A 17,294-nucleotide genomic window follows, 5' to 3' on the forward strand; every position below is an offset into this window, starting at 1 on the left:
GTAAAGCTACTAATAACAACAAGAGAACTGACCTATGCTCGCTTTACTTGGCTTGGCCATGGTGGTGGTCTTCACCTTCCTGATAATGACCAAACGCCTGTCGCCGATCGTGGCCCTGACGATCGTGCCAATTATCTTTGCGGTGATCGGCGGGTTCGGCGGCACCACCGGCAAAATGATGCTGGACGGCTTGAAGATGGTCGCGCCCTCGGCAGCCTTGCTACTGTTCGCGATCCTGTTTTTTGGCCTGATGATCGACACGGGCCTGTTCGATCCGCTGATCCGCAAGATCCTCAAGCGGGTCAATGGCGACCCGATGAAAATCGCCGTCGGCACGGCCCTGCTGTCGTTGGTGGTGGCGTTGGACGGTGATGGCACGACGACTTACATGATCACCTGCGCCGCCATGCTGCCGTTGTACAAGCGCATCGGCATGAACCCGATGATCCTGGCGACCGTGGCGATGCTCTCCCTGAGCATCATGAGCGGCATGACCCCCTGGGGCGGCCCGGCGACCCGTGCGATCGCCGCACTGGGCCTGGATGCCGGCGAATATTTCGTGCCCTTGCTGCCGACCATGATCGGCGGTGCGCTGTGGGTGGTGTTCACGGCGTTCCTGCTGGGCCGTGCCGAGCGCAAGCGCATTGGCAACGTCCAACTGCAAAGCGGCGGGGGGGACTGCTATATCAAGGCAATCATCGAGGACACCCCGCACAAGCGTCCGAAACTGGCCTACGTCAATCTGCTCCTGGTGAGCGCGGTCATGGCTGCCCTGGTGATGGGGCTCATGCACTCGGCGATCCTGTTCCTGATCGGTTTCGTCCTGGCACTGATGATCAACTATCCGCAACTGGACATTCAGAAGGAGCGCATTCTTGCCCACTCGGGCAACGCCATGACCGTGGTCCTGCTGGTTTTCGCGGCCGGTATTTTCGCCGGTATTTTCTCCGGGACAAAAATGGTCGACGCACTGGCGCAGACCCTGGTCGATTGGATTCCACCCTCGTGGGGACATCTGTTCCCGCTGGTGGTAGCGATCACCAGCATGCCGCTGACCTTTGTGCTGTCCAACGATGCCTACTACTTCGGCGTCGTGCCCATCCTGGCCAACGCCGCTGGCGCGTATGGGATCGATCCGGTGGAAATCGCCCGCGCATCCATTCTCGGTCAGCCGGTGCACCTGATGAGTCCGCTGGTGGCTTCGACCCTGTTGTTGGTGGGCATGGTTGATCGCGACCTTGGCGACTTCCAGAAGGCGACCGTCAAGTGGGCGGTGCTCACGTCCCTGGTGATTACCGCGCTGGCCTTGCTGACGGGTGCGTTGACCCTGTTCTCCTGATCAACCCGATACTTTCGCTTTGCGCCTGACACGCCTCGCCGCCGAGGGGTGCGCTGGCCTGCACGCAAAATAACGACAACGAGAAAACCTGGATATGAACACTTTTCTGACCCGTGGGGCTGTATTTTCAATGCTCGGCCTGTTGCCGCTGGCCACGGCCAGCGCCGAAGGTTTCATCGACGACAGCAAGCTCAAGCTGCAATTGCGCAACGTCTACATCAACGAGAATTTTCGCGACGAGCATGGGATGAGCGCAGGAGCGGCGAGAACCGCAAAGAGCGAACGCACCGAATGGGCTCAAGGCTTCCTGTTGGATTACCAGTCGGGTTTTACCCCCGGCACCGTTGGCTTTGGCGTCGATGCCCTGGGGCTGCTCGGGGTCAAGCTCGACTCCGGGCGCGGCCGCAGTGGCACTGGCCTGTTGCCCGTCCATGACGATGGTCGTGCCGCCGATGAGTTTGCCAGCGCGGGGATGACCGCCAAGGCCAGGGTAGCCAAGACCACGCTCAAGTACGGGACCTTGTTGCCCAAGACACCGGTGCTGATCTACAACGATGCACGAGTGTTGCCCCAAACCTACCAGGGCATGCAGATCAGCAGCACAGACGTCGACAATCTCGCCCTGACCGGCGGCCATCTTGAGCGTTTCAAACTGCGGGATTCCAGCGACAGCATGCCGATCGTGCCTGACGGCTACCGTGGGGATCAGTCAGGCGATTTCAACTACGCCGGTGCCGATTACAAGCTGGGGAAAAATACCCGACTGAGCTACTTCTATGGCGAGCTTGAGAACTTCTACCGACAGAATTTCGCCGGCATCCAGCACGACCTGCCGCTGGGCAGCGGGGTACTGACTGGCGACCTGCGTTACTTCAACAGTGTCGATTCCGGTTCGGCCTACGGCGGCAAGATCGACAACGACATGCTCAGCGGTCTGCTTTCCTACGCCGTTGTCGGCCATACATTCAGTGCCGGCTACCAGACGCTCAGCGGCGAGGCCGGTCTGCCGTACATCAGCGGCGCCACGGTCTATTCCTTCAGCAATGTCGGGATTGGCAAGTTCATCGAGGAAGACGAGAAGACCTGGATGCTCGGCTATGGCTACGATTTTGCCCGCCTCGGCGTACCTGGCCTCACGTTTTCCAGTCGCTACCTGAGCGGCAACGACGGCAAGTCCGACAGCGCGGTGAAGGAATGGGAGCGTGATGCCGAAATCGCGTATGTCGTGCAGCAAGGCACCTTCAAGGGGCTGGGGGTGAAGCTGCGTAACTACGTCTATCGCTCGGATTTCTCACGGGGGCGTGACAGCAACCGCATCTATTTCACCTACGATGTCGCGCTTTGGTAGGACGCTGGCCGAACCGGCTTGAACGTCTGCCCCAATGTGGCCTCTGAGAGTAATGCAGGGCGAGCACACTTCGCCCGTTTACCTCGGAGGCTGGATGCACATGAACATTCTGATGGTTCTTACCTCTCACGATCAGTTGGGCGACACCGGCAAGAAGACCGGTTTCTGGCTGGAAGAATTCGCCGCGCCTTACTACGTGTTTGTCGACGCCAAGGCTTCGGTCACGCTCGCGTCTCCCAAAGGCGGGCAGCCACCTCTGGACCCCAAGAGCAACGAAGCAGATGCTCAAACCGATGCGACCCGTCGTTTTGGTGCGGATACCCAGGCCCAGATGGCATTGGCCAACACCGTGCCGCTGGGCGAGATCGACCCCTATGACTTCGACGCGGTGTTTTATCCAGGAGGCCATGGACCTCTCTGGGATCTGGCCGAGGACACCGACTCCAGGGTCCTTATCGAAGCCTTCTACGGGGCGAATAAACCCATCGCCGCCGTCTGTCACGCGCCCGGGGTGTTCAAGAACGTCAACGCACCGGATGGGCAGCCGATTGTGAACGGTAAAAAGGTGACCGGTTTCACCAACTCCGAAGAGGAGGCGGTAGGGCTGACGCAAGTGGTGCCGTTCCTGGTGGAAGACATGCTCAAGGCCAAGGGCGGCGAGTATTCCAAGGCTGCGGACTGGGCCAGTTATGTGGTCGAGGATGGGCACTTGATCACCGGCCAGAATCCCGCGTCCTCTGAAGCTGCCGCCCATGCGCTGCTCAAGCGCCTTAAGCAGGAGCAATCGGCCTGACTCATAGGTTGTTCGCTTAAAGAAACGGACACTGTCGGCCGCGATGGATGCGGCCGGCCGCGGAGGAAAACGGCTCATGCACGACACTTACAATCTGTCCCGTTTTGTCGAAGCCCAGCGCCCGGTGTTCAGCAGCGTCATGGACGAGCTGCGGGCAGGCCGGAAAACGAGCCACTGGATGTGGTTCATCTTTCCGCAGTTGGAGGGGCTCGGACGTTCAGGGATGGCGGCCCGGTTCGCCATCTCCGGTCTGGCCGAAGCCCGCGCGTATCTGCAGCACGCGGTGCTCGGCCCTCGGCTGGAGGCGTGTGTCACCACTGTCCTGCAACACCACGACATGAGCGCCCGGCAGATATTCGGCTCGCCCGACGATCTGAAGTTTCGCTCCTGCCTTACGCTGTTCATGACGGCACAGCCCGAGTCTGCGCTGTACCCACAGGCGCTCGATCAGTTTTATTCGGGTGAGCCCGATAGCAGAACGCTTCTGCTGCTGGAAGGCTGATCATCAATGCCCGAACGCCGCGGTCATGCCGAGCAACCGCTTTTGCCGCCAGATCGGCGCGCTGGTGGGAAAAAGCACCTCGTTTGGTCGAAAGCGGGCGAGGCCGCAGGCGGCAGCGATGCGCTGGCGTTGTTGGCCGCAAATCAGTACCTGTTGAAATGAGCGTTCGCTGTGCGCCAGTCCCAGTAGGTAGCGAGTGCCCACCTGAAACTGACCGCCGTTGGCTTGCCACCAGGCTTCGATCGGGCGCGGATCGGGCCAGGGCAGGTTCTCATCGGGGTCCATGGCGACGTCCGGGTCTGCGGGGTTGTCGTTCGGGCCTGCATTGAAATCGGGCAGGTCCTGCAATTCAAGATCAAGTAGCGCCAGGTCGGCGCCGGTGATCATGCTGAAGGCTTCGCCGGCGACGCGGGCGTAAGGCAGGTTGCTCATCTGCTGGATCAGCCAGGGTACGCAGACCGGATCACCCAACAATCCAAGAGCCTGGATGCCAATCCGTAGGTCCCTGGGGTCCTGTACCAACTGGCGTATCCAGGCGATGCTGGGCTCGAGTTCTTGCCACACCAATAATGCGCAGAGGGCGCGATACTGGAATTGACCCGGTCGCTCGGCGAATTGGCGCAGAGGCTCAAGGGCTGGCTGATCGCCCATCTGGACTGCGGCCCAATTGGCCCAGAAGCGCGTGGCGGCCTCAGGGTGCCTGCAGTGGGCGCGGATGCTGGGTAGCAACTCGCGCCGGCGCAGCTCGCCAGCGGTACGAGCGGCACGGGCCAGCACGCTTGGATCGGTGTCGCAAAGTCCGTCAAGCAGGGCTGGACCAGGGTCGTGCCGATGCATGCCGCAGGCCGCCAGGCCCAGGCGGCGGAACATGGCTTCAGGGGCGGCGAGCATGCGATCGATCCAGGGCGATAGCTGCTCCCAGTCGAGCCAGCCCAAGGCCATCAGATAACCGCGTTCCGTTTCTGCAGCACTTCGCAGGTGTTCACTCAGCTGTGATAACACTTTTCCGTTGGCCGACTCGAAAGCCAGCACCACGCAGGCAAACATCTCGCCAATGGCATGGGGGCCAAGTTGGCTCAGCAGCGTTTCCAGGCCGTTACGGGCTGCAATACGCAACCCGTCGAGGTGAGCGTCAAGGCGGTTATCGAGTATGCCGAGGTGTTCGATGTCGTAGTGAGGCGCGTGCAGGGCGTCGTCCCGCAGATTGGCGAGGAAGCTGGCGTCTTCGGCATGCTGTTCGATCACCAGGGACAGCGAGTTGTTCATGGGAAGTTCATGTGTTGTGCAGGCATATCAACCGCTCCCACTGTTTGCCATTGAGTTTGAGAGGATGCTTGCCTTCTAGTTGATCTGCACCGAACCGCCCTTGATGCGGTTGACCCCGCTGGAGCGGCTGGAGAGGTAGGCGCCGCTGATGATCACTTTGCCCGCGCGGGTCAGGGTGATGCTGGCCTTGCCGCAGCGCAGGACGATTTCCCGTTCGGCGGTGAACTCCAGGCGTTCGCCATCCAGGTGGGCGAGCGCTGGCGATGCAGGCTCCTCCAGGCGCTGGATGCGGCCAATCACCAGGGGCCGTGCCGGGTCGCCCGCCTCGAACATCAGCGCGACCTGGACGCCGATATCTTCACGGGTCAGTGGGGTGGTGGTGCGGGCGGCGAGGCCGGTTTCACCGGGGCAGCCGGGAAAAGCCACCACCGGGGCGTCCACCCTGGGCACGTCCAGCAATACGCCAATCACCACGCCATCCACGCGCATCGGCGCGGAAGTGGGGGCTACGGGAAGCTGGTATTCAACGGTCATAGCGGCCACTCCATGGCTAGTTCTGCAGGATCTTCTGGCCCTTGACGACGACGTTCCTGTTGGCCTTGATATTGATGGCGCCGGAGCCGTCGAGGGTGATGTTCTTGCCGCTGATCATGATGGTGCCGTCCTTCTTCATGGTGATGCTGGCCGCCCCCGTGGTCAGCGTGATCGAGTCGCCGGCGGTGACGGAGAAATGCTTGCCAACCTCCAGGCTGTCGTTCTGCTTGATGTCGGTGCTGCGGTTCTGGGCGACATCACGGGATTCGTTCTGGCCGATCCGGGTGTTGTGGTTGCCGTTGATATCGGTGCTCTGGTTGCCGCTGATCTCGATGCCTTCATTGCCTTTGACCGACTCATCGCGGTTACCGGAAATGCCGATCGTCTCGTTACCGCCGACGTCTTCGCTGCGGTTGCCGACGATGGTGATGGCCTCGTTGGCGCCGACTTTTTCCGTGCGGTCCGCACCGATGGTGATGGTCTCGTTGCTGCCGACTTTCTCGGTGCGATTGACGCCGATGGTGATCTTTTCGTTGTTGCCCACTTTCTCGGTACGGTCCACGCCGATGGTGATGGTCTCGTTGTTGTCCACCGTTTCCGTGCGGTCATGTTTGACGTGCACGGCTTCATCGTTGTCGATGGTCTTGCTGCGGTCATGACCGACCCAGTGGGTTTCGTCGTTCTCGACCTCGATGTCCTGGTTCTTCTCGGCATGGATGAACAGCTGCTCCGCGCCTTTCTTGTCCTCCATGCGGATTTCGTTGAAGTTGGCCGGCGACCCGCCCTTGCTTGAACGGCTTTTCACCCCGCTCTGGGTGGCACTGGCGGGCAGCCCATAGGGCACGGTCTGTTCGGCGTTGTAGACGCGGCCGGTGATGATCGGCCGATCGGGGTCGCCTTCCAGGAAGCTGACGATGACTTCCTGGCCGATCCGTGGGATCTGCACCGAACCCCAATTCTTGCCGGCCCAGGCCTGGGACACCCGAATCCAGCAGGAGCTGTTTTCGTTGGATTGGTCGTGACGGTCCCAGTGGAAATGCACTTTGACCCGGCCATACTGGTCGGTCCATATTTCCTCGCCACCGGGGCCCACCACCACGGCGGTCTGCGGCCCGCGGACAATGGGCATGGGTGTCAGCGGGAGAGGGCGGAAGGCCTGATGAGCGTCCATGCAGTCCAGCTCGCTGACGAACTGTTCGGTCAGATCCGACTGCCCGCTTTCATAGGGATCCTGGCGGATCTGATAGCGTGCGACCACCACCAGGTATTCGCGATTCTGGTCTGCCCGGTCGTAACCCGTCAGCGTGAACAAATGACCGGAGCCCAGCCCACGAGCGAGACCGCGCAACTGCACCCGTTCAAACTGGCTGTGAATGGCTTCGATGCGGGTACGCGCGTAGTGCTCGCCGTCATTGCTCTGCAGGTATTCCCCGGGGTAGTCGTAGAGCGGGTAGTCACCGTTGCTGTGGTCGCGCATGACACTGGAGCGCACCTCAAGGCTGGCGCGAGGGCGTTGGAAGTCATAGTCGTTCAGCGCCAGGGAACCGGGTTGGACTTCCCGTGCCAGTTGCCAATCGTAGAAATGGTCCCGCTCGCGCATCTGTCGATCAGGCGGATAGAAGGGGACGCAGGCGTAGTCCGGCACCGTGGTATGGGCACCATAGGCATCGGCCAGCACCAGTACATGGCGTGCCTTTTCATGCCGGAAGTAATAGTAGATGCCTTCCTGTTCCATCAAGCGGCTGACGAAATCGAAGCTGGTTTCGCGGTACTGCACGCAGTACTCCCACTCGCGATAACTGCCGCTCAGGCTGTCTTCGAAGTCGGAGAAACCGAGGTCACGGAATACCTGCTTGATAATGTCCGGGACTGTCTTGTTCTGGAAAATCCGGCAGTCCGACGTGCGTGTTAGCAACCAGAACCACGGCCGCAGTGTGACCCGGTAACCGGCGAACTGGCCGTGGCCGGTCAATTGACGGCAACTGCAGACAATCCCGTGGAAGTAGCGTTTACCGCCGTCGTACAGTTCCAGGGTCAAGCCCATCGGCTTGCCCAGCAACTGATCGAAGGTGATCGCCCGGTCTTCGGAGGTCAGATCCAGTTCATAGTGAAAACAGCGACCTAATTCTTCACTGCCTTCCATGCCTTGCAGCAGCAGGACGTCACCACCGAGGGGGCTGTCGACCTGCACCAGGCGGTTGTTTTGCGTGATTGGCATCAACGGCGTCCTCTGGCTCGGGTTCGGACGTCAGTGGGCCGTCTTGACTGCATATCGCTGTCTATCTACCACAGGATGATCTCCCTATCGGTCTGTTCGGCGCTCAGTTCCACCCGTCTTCTACGGGCCGAGGGTGTCGTGCGCTTTAGCCTCGTTCAGCAAGCGTAGACGGGAATGGCGGTGTTGTTACTCGCCTCTTGGTCAAAGAGTCGAGCCAAGCGCCGAGCCAGCGGCATGCTATCGTTGCAGTACAACAACGCAGGTGTGCCAAGGAAAGGGAGGTGTGGGCTCGTATCGCCACGGCATAGGGTGTTCATGCCCTTCAGGACTGTTGCCAGGCTATGTGCACGAGCCACCAGCACTATGCAGATCACCAGCAACACCACCCCGTTTCTCGCCGAACGCTTTGTTTCAACAGATAAAAGCGGACAGAAGCACTGCGTTGTGGTCGTCAGGGCGACCTTTGACGTTATCGATCAGGGCCGCTGCGTGCCTGCATCGGAGCAGGTCCCCTTTGTCTATTGCGACCAGCATCACGGCGATCCCGGTACGACATCGGTCCGTTTCGAGACCGACTTCGCACCGGTGAAGCCACGCGTCGATGTGCTGGTCCATGCCTTGGCCGTTTCTCCGAAGGGTGAGCCAGTAAGCCGATTACAAGTCGGCTTCGCGGGTGCGGGTATCCATAAGCATGCAGTGGTGAGTGGCGATCGTGTCTGGACGCTCGGGGCTACTGGCATCATCGCGTCGCCGCCGTCGTCCTTCACCTCGATGCCGCTTTCCTGGGATCGTGCTTTTGGTGGCAGCGATCAATCCCATTACGACGAGACGAAACGTGGCAGCGATCTTCGTAATCCCTCCGGTGTTGGTTTCCATCTGAATGACCGAGACGACAACATCCTCAACACGATGTTGCCGAACGTGGAGCGCCACGACGATCTGATGGGGGCATGGACGGATAAGCCGCAACCCATTGGTTTTGCACCCGTCGGCCGGGGCTGGCACCCGCGTATTGGCTTCGCAGGGACATACGACCGGCACTGGTTCGAGACACGCCGGCCCTTTCTGCCGGAAAACTTCGACGTTCGTTATTTCCAGGCGGCGCCGCTCGATCAGCAGCTGGATCGTCTGGACGCTGGCACACGTTTCACCTGTGCCAATATGAGTTCGGGCGGGGCGTTTGTCGCTCAGACGCCGGCCTTTGAGATCCCGATCACCTTCCGCTTCGAAAGTCGCCAGGTACAGGCGCTCATCAACGCCGACACCGTTATCCTCGAGCCCGGTTGTGCGAGGCTTACGTTACTCGGCAGAACATCGGTGCCGCTGCCTCGCAAACTGGCGCAACTGCGAGAAATACAGGTCGGCAAGCGCCGTTATACAGACCTGCACGGTAAACCGCATTTCGCCAACCTGGCAGACTTGGTCACCTCATCTGGACATGGGCAGGCGAAGACATGATGCAGCCCGTCTACCTGTCTTGCCTGGGATTGGTCTGCGCTGTCGGTCTGTCTCCCGCGGCCGCTGCTGCAGCAATGCGTGCAGGGATAAGCGGCTTCGATGAATTGCCATGGGTCGAAGATGGCTTGGAGCCGATCATTGGGGCCAGAGTGCCAACGGTAGCGGAGGATCTCCACGGACGTGCACGGCTCGTAGAAATGCTGGTTCAGGTCCTGGAGCATAGCCGTGCCGCATTGGCGGGCCGCGCGGATCCAGGTGAGTTGCCGCTTCTTCTCTGCACCTCCGAGCCGCAAAGGCCTGGCTCGCGCATTGACGGCATCGTGACGGAAGTCGAGGCGCGATCAGGATGGCTGCTACAGCGTAAAGGCGCTGCCCATGTAGCCCTTGGACATGTTGCAAGCATCGAGGCGTTGAGTCTGGCAGAGCGGGCCATGGACCAGGCCGACCGTGACGCCTGCCTGATCGTGGCGGTCGACTCCCTCACGGATCCTCGCTGTTTGCTCTGGTTGGAGCAGAGCGGTCGACTCAAGAACACGCTACGCTCAGACGGCGTGATACCGGGGGAAGGCGCGGCGGTGCTACTCGTCAGTCGAAAGCCAATGAATGCGGCGCCCTTGGTCGTTCGTGGCGTGGGTACTGGAAACGATGCCGCCACAGTGTTCAATGACGAGCCACAACTGGGACTGGGAATGACAACGGCTGTCGCAGCGGCCATTGCACAAGCCGGCGTTGCCATGCACGACATCGCTTGGCGTTCGAGCGATGTGTCGGGCGAAGCCTATGGATTCGAGGACCTGGCCCTGGTCCAGTCTCGCCTGATGCAGCAAACCCGCCCGACCCAGGATCTATGGCATCCGGCGAGTTATGTTGGTGACTGTGGAGCAGCGCTGGGCGCGATACAAATCGCTTGGATTGAACAAGCGTTTGCGCGTGGCTATGCCCCCGGTCCGATTGCGCTGGTACACAGCTCATCAGCGAACGGTGCACGCGCAGCCGCCGTAATCAGTGGCACAGTGAGGGAGCGCTGACATGTCGCACGAGGTCTATGCCAACAGCAATGAGATTGCCGGAAAAGCCGGCATGGGCAAAGTGATCGCCTCGTTTCCCGATGTCTGCCTTTCGCCCCCAGGGCCACCTGCCGGGCCGATTCCGGTTCCTTATCCAGATACTTCCTTCTCGTCGGCGCTTAAACAGGGCTCCAGGACGGTCATGCTGCAACGCAAGCCGGCAGCGTTGTCACAACAGTCCTATTACCAGCCATCCATGCTCGGCGACGAAGCGGCAACCCGGGCCTGGGGAATGTCGGTGATCACGCACCAGATTACGGGCAAGACCTATTTCCAGGCCTGGTCGATGGACGTCCAGATTGAGGGCAAGTATGTCTGCCGACACTGCGACATCACCACCAGCAATCACGCCAGCGCACCTGGCGTGGGGGCTCCCAATCCGAATCTTGAAGCAGTGGGTTGGGGCGAACTGGAGGATGAAAGCCCTTACAAATGCGCGTGTTGCAACGGGCCTCGTCATTCCGCCGGCAAGCCGATGACGATGGACGATTGGTACATGAAAGATTCTGCCGGTAATGTGGCCCCCCATGCGGCTACATACACCACCTTGATGAACGACGTGAGCAATCGCAAGACGGCAACGCCTCCTTGCACCTGCAACAGCCGGCTCGTTCCGTCTGCGCCCTGCAACGTATTCAGGCGACCCGTGACGCCAGCGGAGCGGCAGGCGAACAAAAGTGCCTGGAACAGCCTGCGTGACACGTACCAAGGGGTCTTCAATGTACCGAGCGAAGCACAAGTGATTGCAAATCTGACGCCGAAGCTGGGTCGCGCACCGGTGCAGGCCGAGATTCAAGACGAGCGGCAAGTCAATCACTTGGTTCCCAAGGCTGCGGCCGGCGGCTGTCCCGTCGGTGAAGGTAATCTTGAGAAAAACGGCGACTTGTGTCCTGTATGTCGGAATCTGGACAAGCGCTTTGGTACGCTGCAGTCATTGGCTTCAAAAGCCTGAACCAGCGCAAGCGACGACTGTGAGGAGTGACAATGGAGTGGAGTCGTTATGGCAACCCCGAAATGGTCGACTGGGAAGGGCGGGGGTATTTTGCCTACCCTGATGCAGTGACCATGCCTCCCAAAAGGGAAGTCGGGCAGCTGCCGCAGGAGGATGACTACTTTCAGTGGTTGGAAGCCCTGAGGCGGGCAAAGCATGGCGATTTCAGCCTACTGCCAGGGCTCGTCGAGTTGAGCGGCGGCGACACCCATCCGGTAAACCGACGCCTATGCGCGGAGCTGCTAGGCGATGCCGGACCGACTTCTACCGTCGACACTCTCGCAGCACGACTGGCATCCGAAGACGTGGGCCTGGAGCTCACACTGGCCTGGGGCGCAGTGCTCACGCGGCGCGGGAAGCTGGCCGATATGCCCATTGTTCTCGCTGCATTCGAACGGGTCGCGACCATCAGCGACGCCGAGATCCTGCCCGTGCATCTCTCGGGTTGCCTGGAGACGGGATACGAACTTTGCGACCACCAGGACTATGACTCACTGGACAGCTATCGCAACGCGGTGCTGAACAAATGCGCCGAACTGGCAGGTAGATTCGGTACGGACCAAGTCTGTGTCGACGGCGGTGAACCGCTGAGCGTGATTGGCTTGGCCCAGCGGATTCTACGGCGCCTGCGGGAACCTTGCTTCCCATTCGAACTGCGACGGCGCTTCGAATGTGCGACCGGCATCGACTGCTCTTCCTTTTATCATGATCGGGTGTTCAGACCGATGCAGGCGTCAGCACTTCTGGAAGCCTTTCTCGAGGACTCCCATGCCAGTGAGTTTGAAAGTGGCGTCCGTTATTTTTTCGGGCATCGCATTCCGGACTAGGAGAACCCTGCAAGGTCCACGCTAATTTGCCTGGTTACCTGCCTTTTCGGCCGGGGCAAACTCGGGAAACTCCACCAACAATGCCTTGTTCCCGCCGATGATGAGTTTTTTCACTGCCCGGGAAATGTTCAATCGCACCACTCCGGTCGAGATGGAATACATCGCCCACGCTTGTTCGGGGGTGCAATGAATAATTTGTTCTTCAATCTCATTGTAGGCTTTGCTTTCGTCCGAGTTCAGGCTGTTTTGACAATCGCCTTGGCACATGATCTTGTCCCTCCCTAAGACCTCTAGGCTTTGTCTGAAAAGCCTTGATACTCGTTCATGCTGCGTTGAAAACCGGCTCGTGCGCGAGTCCGATCGGAATGCTCATTTACTCCAGTAAAGTCGAGCGCGACCCCGGCCGTTCCTCGCTGGTTTTCGTCTTGCCTGACCTTCGGCTCAAGACTTTTCAAACAGAGCCTAAGACAGTCCTCTTTAGTGAGAACTGTCCTCCCCTATGTAGTTTTAATTACGTCAAACAGGCACACCCTGGCCGGGGGCGATTCGCCTGTCCAATTGAGTGCTAGGCAAACCAGTGGTTTAAATGCCGCTCTTCACTTTGGTCCAGACGCGAGTGCGAATTCGTTCCAAGGCCAGGGGCAACGGCTCTAGAGGGACAAGTGAAGCAACTGTTCTCTTGTCTGGATAAATCCAGGGATTGTCACGTAACTGTTGCTCGACAAACTCAGTGGCGTCTTCGTTGGCGTTGGGGTACAGGGTGTGATTTGAAGTCTTTGCGATGATTTCTGGGCGTAGCATGTAATTGATAAACGCCATGCCTTCCTTCGGATGGGGAGCATCTTTCAATAAGACCAGATTTTCCGACCAGACCAGTGCTCCCTCGCGAGGGAGGCTGTAGGCGATCTTGCGCCCGGTTTGGTTTTTCTCGTTGATGGCCTGGGCAGCCAGAGCACCATTGGCCCATCCCACTACCGCACAGATATTGCCGTCGGCGAGGTCAGCGTCAATTCGGGATGAATCGAAATAGAGCACGTAAGGACGGATTTTCAACAGCAGCGCCTGGGCCTTCTTGTAGTCATCCGGATTCTTGCTGTTGCTCGGCAGCCCCAGATAATGCAAAGCAATCGAAATGATTTCGCTGGGTGAATCGAGCATCGCCACGCCACAGGACTTCAGTTTACTGATGTTCTCTTCTTTGAATATCAGGTCCCAGCTGTCGACTGGAGCATCATCGCCCAGTGCGGCCTTGACTTTATCGACGTCATAGCCGATGCCAGTGGTGCCCCAAAGATAGGGTACGGCGTAACGATTGCCAGGATCATTGACGGCAAGTTGAGACAAGATGTCCGAATCGACATGGGATAAATTGCCCAGCTGTTTGCGATCCAGCGGCTGGAGCACCCCGGCCTTGATCAGACTTGGCAAGACATTGGATGTGGCGACAACCACGTCATATCCCGTGCGGCCAGCCATCACCTTGCTCTGCATGATTTCGGCACTGTCGAATGCATCCATATGGAAGCGGATGCCGGTTTCCTGTTCGAACTCCTTCGGGGTCTGCGGGGCGATAAACCCAAACCAGTTGTACAGATTCATGCCGGGTTCCACAGCCCCCACCGAGCTGCTTATCCCGATACAAAGAAGCGAGGCTGAAAATATGCTGCGCAGGCGCGACTTGCTCATACAGCTATCCTTGTCAAGAGGAGGGCCCTCATGGCCCTCGTAACTCGGTAGCGAATATACCGGGCATTGACGAAGAGTAAATACCTACGAATACTTACCCGCGCCCGACGAATCCCTAACCCAAAAGGGGTAGAAAATGCCTCTCGACCTCCATAGCCTGGCTTGGCATCGATCGATTGGACAATTGATCATGCGACTGAACCGTCCAGAATTCTGGAGCTCACTTGTTCGTTTGTTGAATGAATACGTGCAGGTCGATAACTGGGTTGTACTGATTTTTAGCAATCACCAAGTGCAAGTTGTCAGCCTTCCTGAAGTGGCCGATACAGAAGAAGTCGATGCGTTTATCCATCGCTATGTGAAGGGTCTTTACATGTTGGATCCGTTCTACATAGCAGATCGAGAGAACCCTCAAAGCGGCTTCTTTCATATGCTCGATGTCGCACCTGAGCACTTTCTCGAGACAGAGTATTACCATCAATATTTTGAACAGTATATTTCGGTGGATGAGGCGCAATACAACGTCAGACTCGATGCTGAAAGAACCTTGTGCGTTTCTTTTGGAAGTCATATCCGCTTCAGTCAGGAGCAGATAACCACGCTTGATCTTATCAAGCCCTGGGTGACGGCACTCATGCATCAGCGCATGAATTTCGAGGTTGACGTCGCGAAGGATTTTACCGCGCCAGCCCCATGGCCGGAGACAATGTCCCCACTCGGCACGCCGTTGACGACGCGGGAGAATGATGTGCTCAAATTATTGCTGAGCGGTTTTTCCAATAAGGAAGTCGCGGGTAAGCTTTCCCTGTCAGCCGAAACGATAAAAGTGCACCGTCGCAATATCTACTCGAAATTGAATATCAAGTCACAGTCCGAGTTGTTTGCTCGCTTCTTTACGTCGAAGCAGGATGCTCTTACGTCGAGTTGAACCTGCGGACTGCTCCAAAGGTGGCTCTTACAAGGCGCTACCTTTTCTTCCAGTACTTCTGCATTTCGAGAAACAGAAAGGACGCCGTCCAGGTGATCAGCACCAGACCGGTCAGCGCTTGTAGGCCGGTCAGGTACTTGAGGTCGCCCACGGGGGTGATGTCGCCGAAACCGATGGTGGTATAGGTCGTGAAGGAAAAGTACACGCAGTCCATGAACGAGCCATTGAACTGGCCGGAGAGGTTGCCCCACTCGCCATCACGAGTCATCAGGTAATACGTCAGGGCGAAGCACCAGACTTCGATCGCGTGAGCCAGCAGAGCACCCAAAACTCCGATGACCATCCTGAAGCGGCTCCAGACCTTCAGCCGTGGCAGCCAATCGTTCAGACGCAACAGGCATTCGTAATGAATGACCACCGCGATGGTCACCACCAGCATGTTGATCAGCGTGACGGTCAGCATGGTGAGCCTCGGCAGGTTTTTTCAGGGCGCTGCCAAAATCGCGGCAACCGCAACCGGTGCAAGTGGCAACAGCGCGGGGAAGTCCTCTGGGGTCAGGCTTTCCTTTTCCATCAACAGTCGCGCGCCGGCCTCCAGGTCGGCGCGATGCGCCTGGAGCAAGGTCTTGGCCCGTGCGTAGGCTTCGTCGAGCAGGGCACGTATACACAAGTCGACCTCCCGGGCGGTCTGTTCCGAATAATCTTTCTGCCCTGGGGCCTGCATTTGCTCGCCCAGGTAGCTCAGGCTTTGTCGCTCCAGCACCGACTGTCCCAGCTCGGCGCTCATGCCGAAGCGGGTGATCAGCTGCCGGGCGATATCAGTCGCGCGGGCCAGGTCGTCGGCGGCCCCGGTGGAGATCTGGCCATAGATCAGAGACTCGGCGGCGCGGCCGGCCATCAACACGGCGATGCGGTCCTTGAGCATCTGGCAACTGATCAGGAAGTGGTCTTCCGTCGGACGCTGCAGGGTGTACCCCAGGGAGCCAATGGCACGCGGTACGATGGAGACCTTATGTACCGGGTCCATGGCCGGCAGGTGAGTTGCCGCCAGGGCGTGCCCCATCTCGTGGTACGCCACCACCTGGCGTTCTTCGGGGCGCAGCACGCTGCTCTTGCGTTCGAGGCCGGCGACCAAGCGTTCCACGGCTGCGGTGAAATCGTCCAGGCTGACCGTGTCGGCACCACGGCGGGTCGCGACAATCGCCGCTTCGTTGACCAGGTTCGCCAGGTCTGCGCCGGTGAAACCGGTGGTGATCTCGGCAATGCGTGCGCTGTCGAGAGTCGGGTCCACGGTGATTTTTTGCAGGTGCACGCTGAGAATCGCCTGCCGGCCCTTACGATCCGGACGATCGATCAACACCTGACGGTCGATCCGGCCAGCGCGCAGCAGTGCCGGGTCGAGAATTTCCGGGCGGTTGGTGGCGGCCAGCAGCACCACGCCCTCGCGTGGGTCGAAGCCGTCCAGTTCCGCCAGAAGCTGGTTGAGGGTCTGCTCCTTCTCGTCATTGCCACCCAATACGCCAACGCCGCGCATCTTGCCCAGAGCATCCAGTTCATCGATGAAAATGATGCAAGGCGCGGCCTCGCGGGCCTGTTCGAACAGATCATGGACCCGCGCAGCGCCGACGCCGACGAACATTTCGACGAATTCCGAGCCAGAGATCGAGAAGAACGGTACCCCGGCTTCGCCTGCGATGGCTTTGGCCACCAGGGTCTTGCCGGTGCCCGGCGGTCCGACCAGTAATGTGCCTTTGGGAATGTGCGCCCCCAGCCGTGCGTACTTGGCCTTGTCCTTGAGGAACGAGACGATCTCCACCAGCTCGGCCTTGGCTTCATCGATGCCGGCGACATCGGCGAAGGTGATGCCGGTGTCCCGTTGAACAAATACCTTGGCCCGGGACTTGCCGATGTTCATCAGCCCGCCCAGGCCCTGCTTTTGCGCGACGCCGCGGAACAGGAAGTGCCAGACCACCATGATCAGGATGAAGGGCAACAGCCAGCCCAGCAGGCCGCTCAAAAAGCCATTGTCATTGACGCCGGTGAAGCTGGCACCCGACTGCGCCAGGTTCGTGGCCAACGCGGGATCGACCCGTACTGTCGAGAACAGCGTGTGACCGTCGATCGGCACTTGCAGCTTGCCTCTGATCTGGTCTTTCTCGACCAGCAGGTCGCTGACTTTCTGTTCGTTCAACAGTTGCAGAAACTGGCTATAGGGGATGGTTTGCACTACCCGATGTTCCGCCCACAGAAACTGTGCAGCTGCGAACACGACAAACGCGGTCAGAAAGTAAGACAGGTTCCATTGATGGTTCTTTTTCATGACCTTGACTCACAAGA

16 protein-coding genes are annotated in these 17,294 nt (G+C 59.1%); 9 read left to right on the plus strand and 7 right to left on the minus strand.

What is annotated here, in order from left to right:
- Positions 1-34: 34 nt before the first annotated feature.
- From AD665_RS23025 to AD665_RS23040, 4 genes are all read left to right on the plus strand, one after another.
- A complete protein-coding gene (locus tag AD665_RS23025) occupies positions 35-1,339 on the plus strand; it encodes a CitMHS family transporter (RefSeq protein WP_053193958.1) in 1,305 nt (434 codons plus the stop codon).
- A 94-nt stretch (positions 1,340-1,433) separates the two neighbouring features.
- A complete protein-coding gene (locus AD665_RS23030) occupies positions 1,434-2,687 on the plus strand; it encodes an OprD family porin (RefSeq protein WP_053193960.1) in 1,254 nt (417 codons plus the stop codon).
- A 100-nt stretch (positions 2,688-2,787) separates the two neighbouring features.
- A complete protein-coding gene (locus tag AD665_RS23035; RefSeq protein WP_053193962.1) occupies positions 2,788-3,480 on the plus strand; it encodes a type 1 glutamine amidotransferase domain-containing protein in 693 nt (230 codons plus the stop codon).
- A gap of 76 nt (positions 3,481-3,556) precedes the next feature.
- Entirely contained in the window at positions 3,557-3,982 is a 426-nt protein-coding gene (locus tag AD665_RS23040; protein ID WP_024777244.1) for a DUF1810 domain-containing protein, read from the plus strand.
- A 3-nt stretch (positions 3,983-3,985) separates the two neighbouring features.
- Here the strand turns inward: AD665_RS23040 and AD665_RS23045 are convergent, their stop codons facing one another.
- From AD665_RS23045 to AD665_RS23055, 3 genes are all read right to left on the minus strand, one after another.
- The gene (locus AD665_RS23045; RefSeq protein ID WP_053193964.1) at positions 3,986-5,248 is read right to left on the minus strand and encodes a TIGR02270 family protein; all 1,263 of its coding nucleotides are present in this window, start codon (positions 5,246-5,248) and stop codon (positions 3,986-3,988) included.
- Between the two features lie 75 nt (positions 5,249-5,323).
- Positions 5,324-5,782, minus strand: coding sequence for a DUF6484 domain-containing protein (locus AD665_RS23050; RefSeq protein WP_053193966.1), 459 nt, complete (start codon positions 5,780-5,782; stop codon positions 5,324-5,326).
- 16 nt (positions 5,783-5,798) lie between these two features.
- Positions 5,799-8,000, minus strand: coding sequence for a type VI secretion system Vgr family protein (locus AD665_RS23055; protein WP_053193969.1), 2,202 nt, complete (start codon positions 7,998-8,000; stop codon positions 5,799-5,801).
- Positions 8,001-8,363: 363 nt separating this feature from the next.
- Between AD665_RS23055 and AD665_RS23060 the strand changes: the two genes are divergently transcribed.
- Genes AD665_RS23060 through AD665_RS23075 form a run of 4 tightly spaced genes read left to right on the plus strand, consistent with a single transcriptional unit; the run spans position 8,364 to position 12,343 of the window.
- Positions 8,364-9,458 carry a DUF2169 family type VI secretion system accessory protein gene (locus tag AD665_RS23060; protein WP_050593792.1) on the plus strand — a complete coding sequence of 365 codons (1,095 nt, stop codon included), beginning with the start codon at positions 8,364-8,366 and terminating at the stop codon, positions 9,456-9,458.
- The gene (locus AD665_RS23065; RefSeq protein ID WP_053193971.1) at positions 9,455-10,486 is read left to right on the plus strand and encodes a hypothetical protein; all 1,032 of its coding nucleotides are present in this window, start codon (positions 9,455-9,457) and stop codon (positions 10,484-10,486) included. The genes AD665_RS23060 and AD665_RS23065 overlap by 4 nt, the downstream gene beginning before the upstream one ends.
- Before the next feature lies 1 nt (position 10,487).
- The gene (locus tag AD665_RS23070; protein WP_024777238.1) at positions 10,488-11,477 is read left to right on the plus strand and encodes a PAAR-like domain-containing protein; all 990 of its coding nucleotides are present in this window, start codon (positions 10,488-10,490) and stop codon (positions 11,475-11,477) included.
- 32 nt (positions 11,478-11,509) lie between these two features.
- Positions 11,510-12,343, plus strand: coding sequence for a hypothetical protein (locus AD665_RS23075; RefSeq protein WP_053193973.1), 834 nt, complete (start codon positions 11,510-11,512; stop codon positions 12,341-12,343).
- A 21-nt stretch (positions 12,344-12,364) separates the two neighbouring features.
- Here AD665_RS23075 and AD665_RS23080 read toward each other — a convergent pair whose 3' ends face one another.
- Together AD665_RS23080 and AD665_RS23085 are read right to left on the minus strand one after the other, a co-directional pair.
- Positions 12,365-12,610, minus strand: a complete 246-nt coding sequence (locus AD665_RS23080; protein WP_053193975.1) for a hypothetical protein — start codon at positions 12,608-12,610, stop codon at positions 12,365-12,367.
- Between the two features lie 315 nt (positions 12,611-12,925).
- Complete coding sequence (locus AD665_RS23085; RefSeq protein WP_053193977.1) at positions 12,926-14,029, minus strand: polyamine ABC transporter substrate-binding protein; 1,104 nt, start codon at positions 14,027-14,029, stop codon at positions 12,926-12,928.
- Between the two features lie 136 nt (positions 14,030-14,165).
- Here AD665_RS23085 and AD665_RS23090 point away from each other — a divergent pair, with 136 nt between their 5' ends.
- Positions 14,166-14,957 (plus strand): helix-turn-helix transcriptional regulator, encoded by a 792-nt coding sequence (locus tag AD665_RS23090; protein WP_024777232.1) that lies wholly within the window; start codon positions 14,166-14,168, stop codon positions 14,955-14,957.
- Between the two features lie 37 nt (positions 14,958-14,994).
- Here AD665_RS23090 and AD665_RS23095 read toward each other — a convergent pair whose 3' ends face one another.
- Complete coding sequence (locus tag AD665_RS23095) at positions 14,995-15,420, minus strand: potassium channel family protein (RefSeq protein WP_024777231.1); 426 nt, start codon at positions 15,418-15,420, stop codon at positions 14,995-14,997.
- Positions 15,421-15,441: 21 nt separating this feature from the next.
- A complete protein-coding gene (gene ftsH / locus AD665_RS23100; RefSeq protein WP_053193979.1) occupies positions 15,442-17,277 on the minus strand; it encodes an ATP-dependent zinc metalloprotease FtsH in 1,836 nt (611 codons plus the stop codon).
- Positions 17,278-17,294 lie beyond the last annotated feature (17 nt).

Origin of the sequence: Pseudomonas corrugata (assembly GCF_001269905.1) — a bacterium.
GTDB lineage: Bacteria > Pseudomonadota > Gammaproteobacteria > Pseudomonadales > Pseudomonadaceae > Aquipseudomonas > Aquipseudomonas corrugata.

What these genes read in the sequence shown, in the direction of transcription:
- AD665_RS23025 (WP_053193958.1), top strand. Translation starts at nt 35, where the DNA reads ATGCTCGCTTTACTTGGCTTGGCCATGGTGGTGGTCTTCACCTTCCTG.
- AD665_RS23030 (WP_053193960.1), top strand. Translation starts at nt 1,434, where the DNA reads ATGAACACTTTTCTGACCCGTGGGGCTGTATTTTCAATGCTCGGCCTG.
- AD665_RS23035 (WP_053193962.1), top strand. Translation starts at nt 2,788, where the DNA reads ATGAACATTCTGATGGTTCTTACCTCTCACGATCAGTTGGGCGACACC.
- AD665_RS23040 (WP_024777244.1), top strand. Translation starts at nt 3,557, where the DNA reads ATGCACGACACTTACAATCTGTCCCGTTTTGTCGAAGCCCAGCGCCCG.
- AD665_RS23045 (WP_053193964.1), bottom strand. Translation starts at nt 5,248, where the DNA reads ATGAACAACTCGCTGTCCCTGGTGATCGAACAGCATGCCGAAGACGCC.
- AD665_RS23050 (WP_053193966.1), bottom strand. Translation starts at nt 5,782, where the DNA reads ATGACCGTTGAATACCAGCTTCCCGTAGCCCCCACTTCCGCGCCGATG.
- AD665_RS23055 (WP_053193969.1), bottom strand. Translation starts at nt 8,000, where the DNA reads ATGCCAATCACGCAAAACAACCGCCTGGTGCAGGTCGACAGCCCCCTC.
- AD665_RS23060 (WP_050593792.1), top strand. Translation starts at nt 8,364, where the DNA reads ATGCAGATCACCAGCAACACCACCCCGTTTCTCGCCGAACGCTTTGTT.
- AD665_RS23065 (WP_053193971.1), top strand. Translation starts at nt 9,455, where the DNA reads ATGATGCAGCCCGTCTACCTGTCTTGCCTGGGATTGGTCTGCGCTGTC.
- AD665_RS23070 (WP_024777238.1), top strand. Translation starts at nt 10,488, where the DNA reads ATGTCGCACGAGGTCTATGCCAACAGCAATGAGATTGCCGGAAAAGCC.
- AD665_RS23075 (WP_053193973.1), top strand. Translation starts at nt 11,510, where the DNA reads ATGGAGTGGAGTCGTTATGGCAACCCCGAAATGGTCGACTGGGAAGGG.
- AD665_RS23080 (WP_053193975.1), bottom strand. Translation starts at nt 12,610, where the DNA reads ATGTGCCAAGGCGATTGTCAAAACAGCCTGAACTCGGACGAAAGCAAA.
- AD665_RS23085 (WP_053193977.1), bottom strand. Translation starts at nt 14,029, where the DNA reads ATGAGCAAGTCGCGCCTGCGCAGCATATTTTCAGCCTCGCTTCTTTGT.
- AD665_RS23090 (WP_024777232.1), top strand. Translation starts at nt 14,166, where the DNA reads ATGCCTCTCGACCTCCATAGCCTGGCTTGGCATCGATCGATTGGACAA.
- AD665_RS23095 (WP_024777231.1), bottom strand. Translation starts at nt 15,420, where the DNA reads ATGCTGACCGTCACGCTGATCAACATGCTGGTGGTGACCATCGCGGTG.
- ftsH (WP_053193979.1), bottom strand. Translation starts at nt 17,277, where the DNA reads ATGAAAAAGAACCATCAATGGAACCTGTCTTACTTTCTGACCGCGTTT.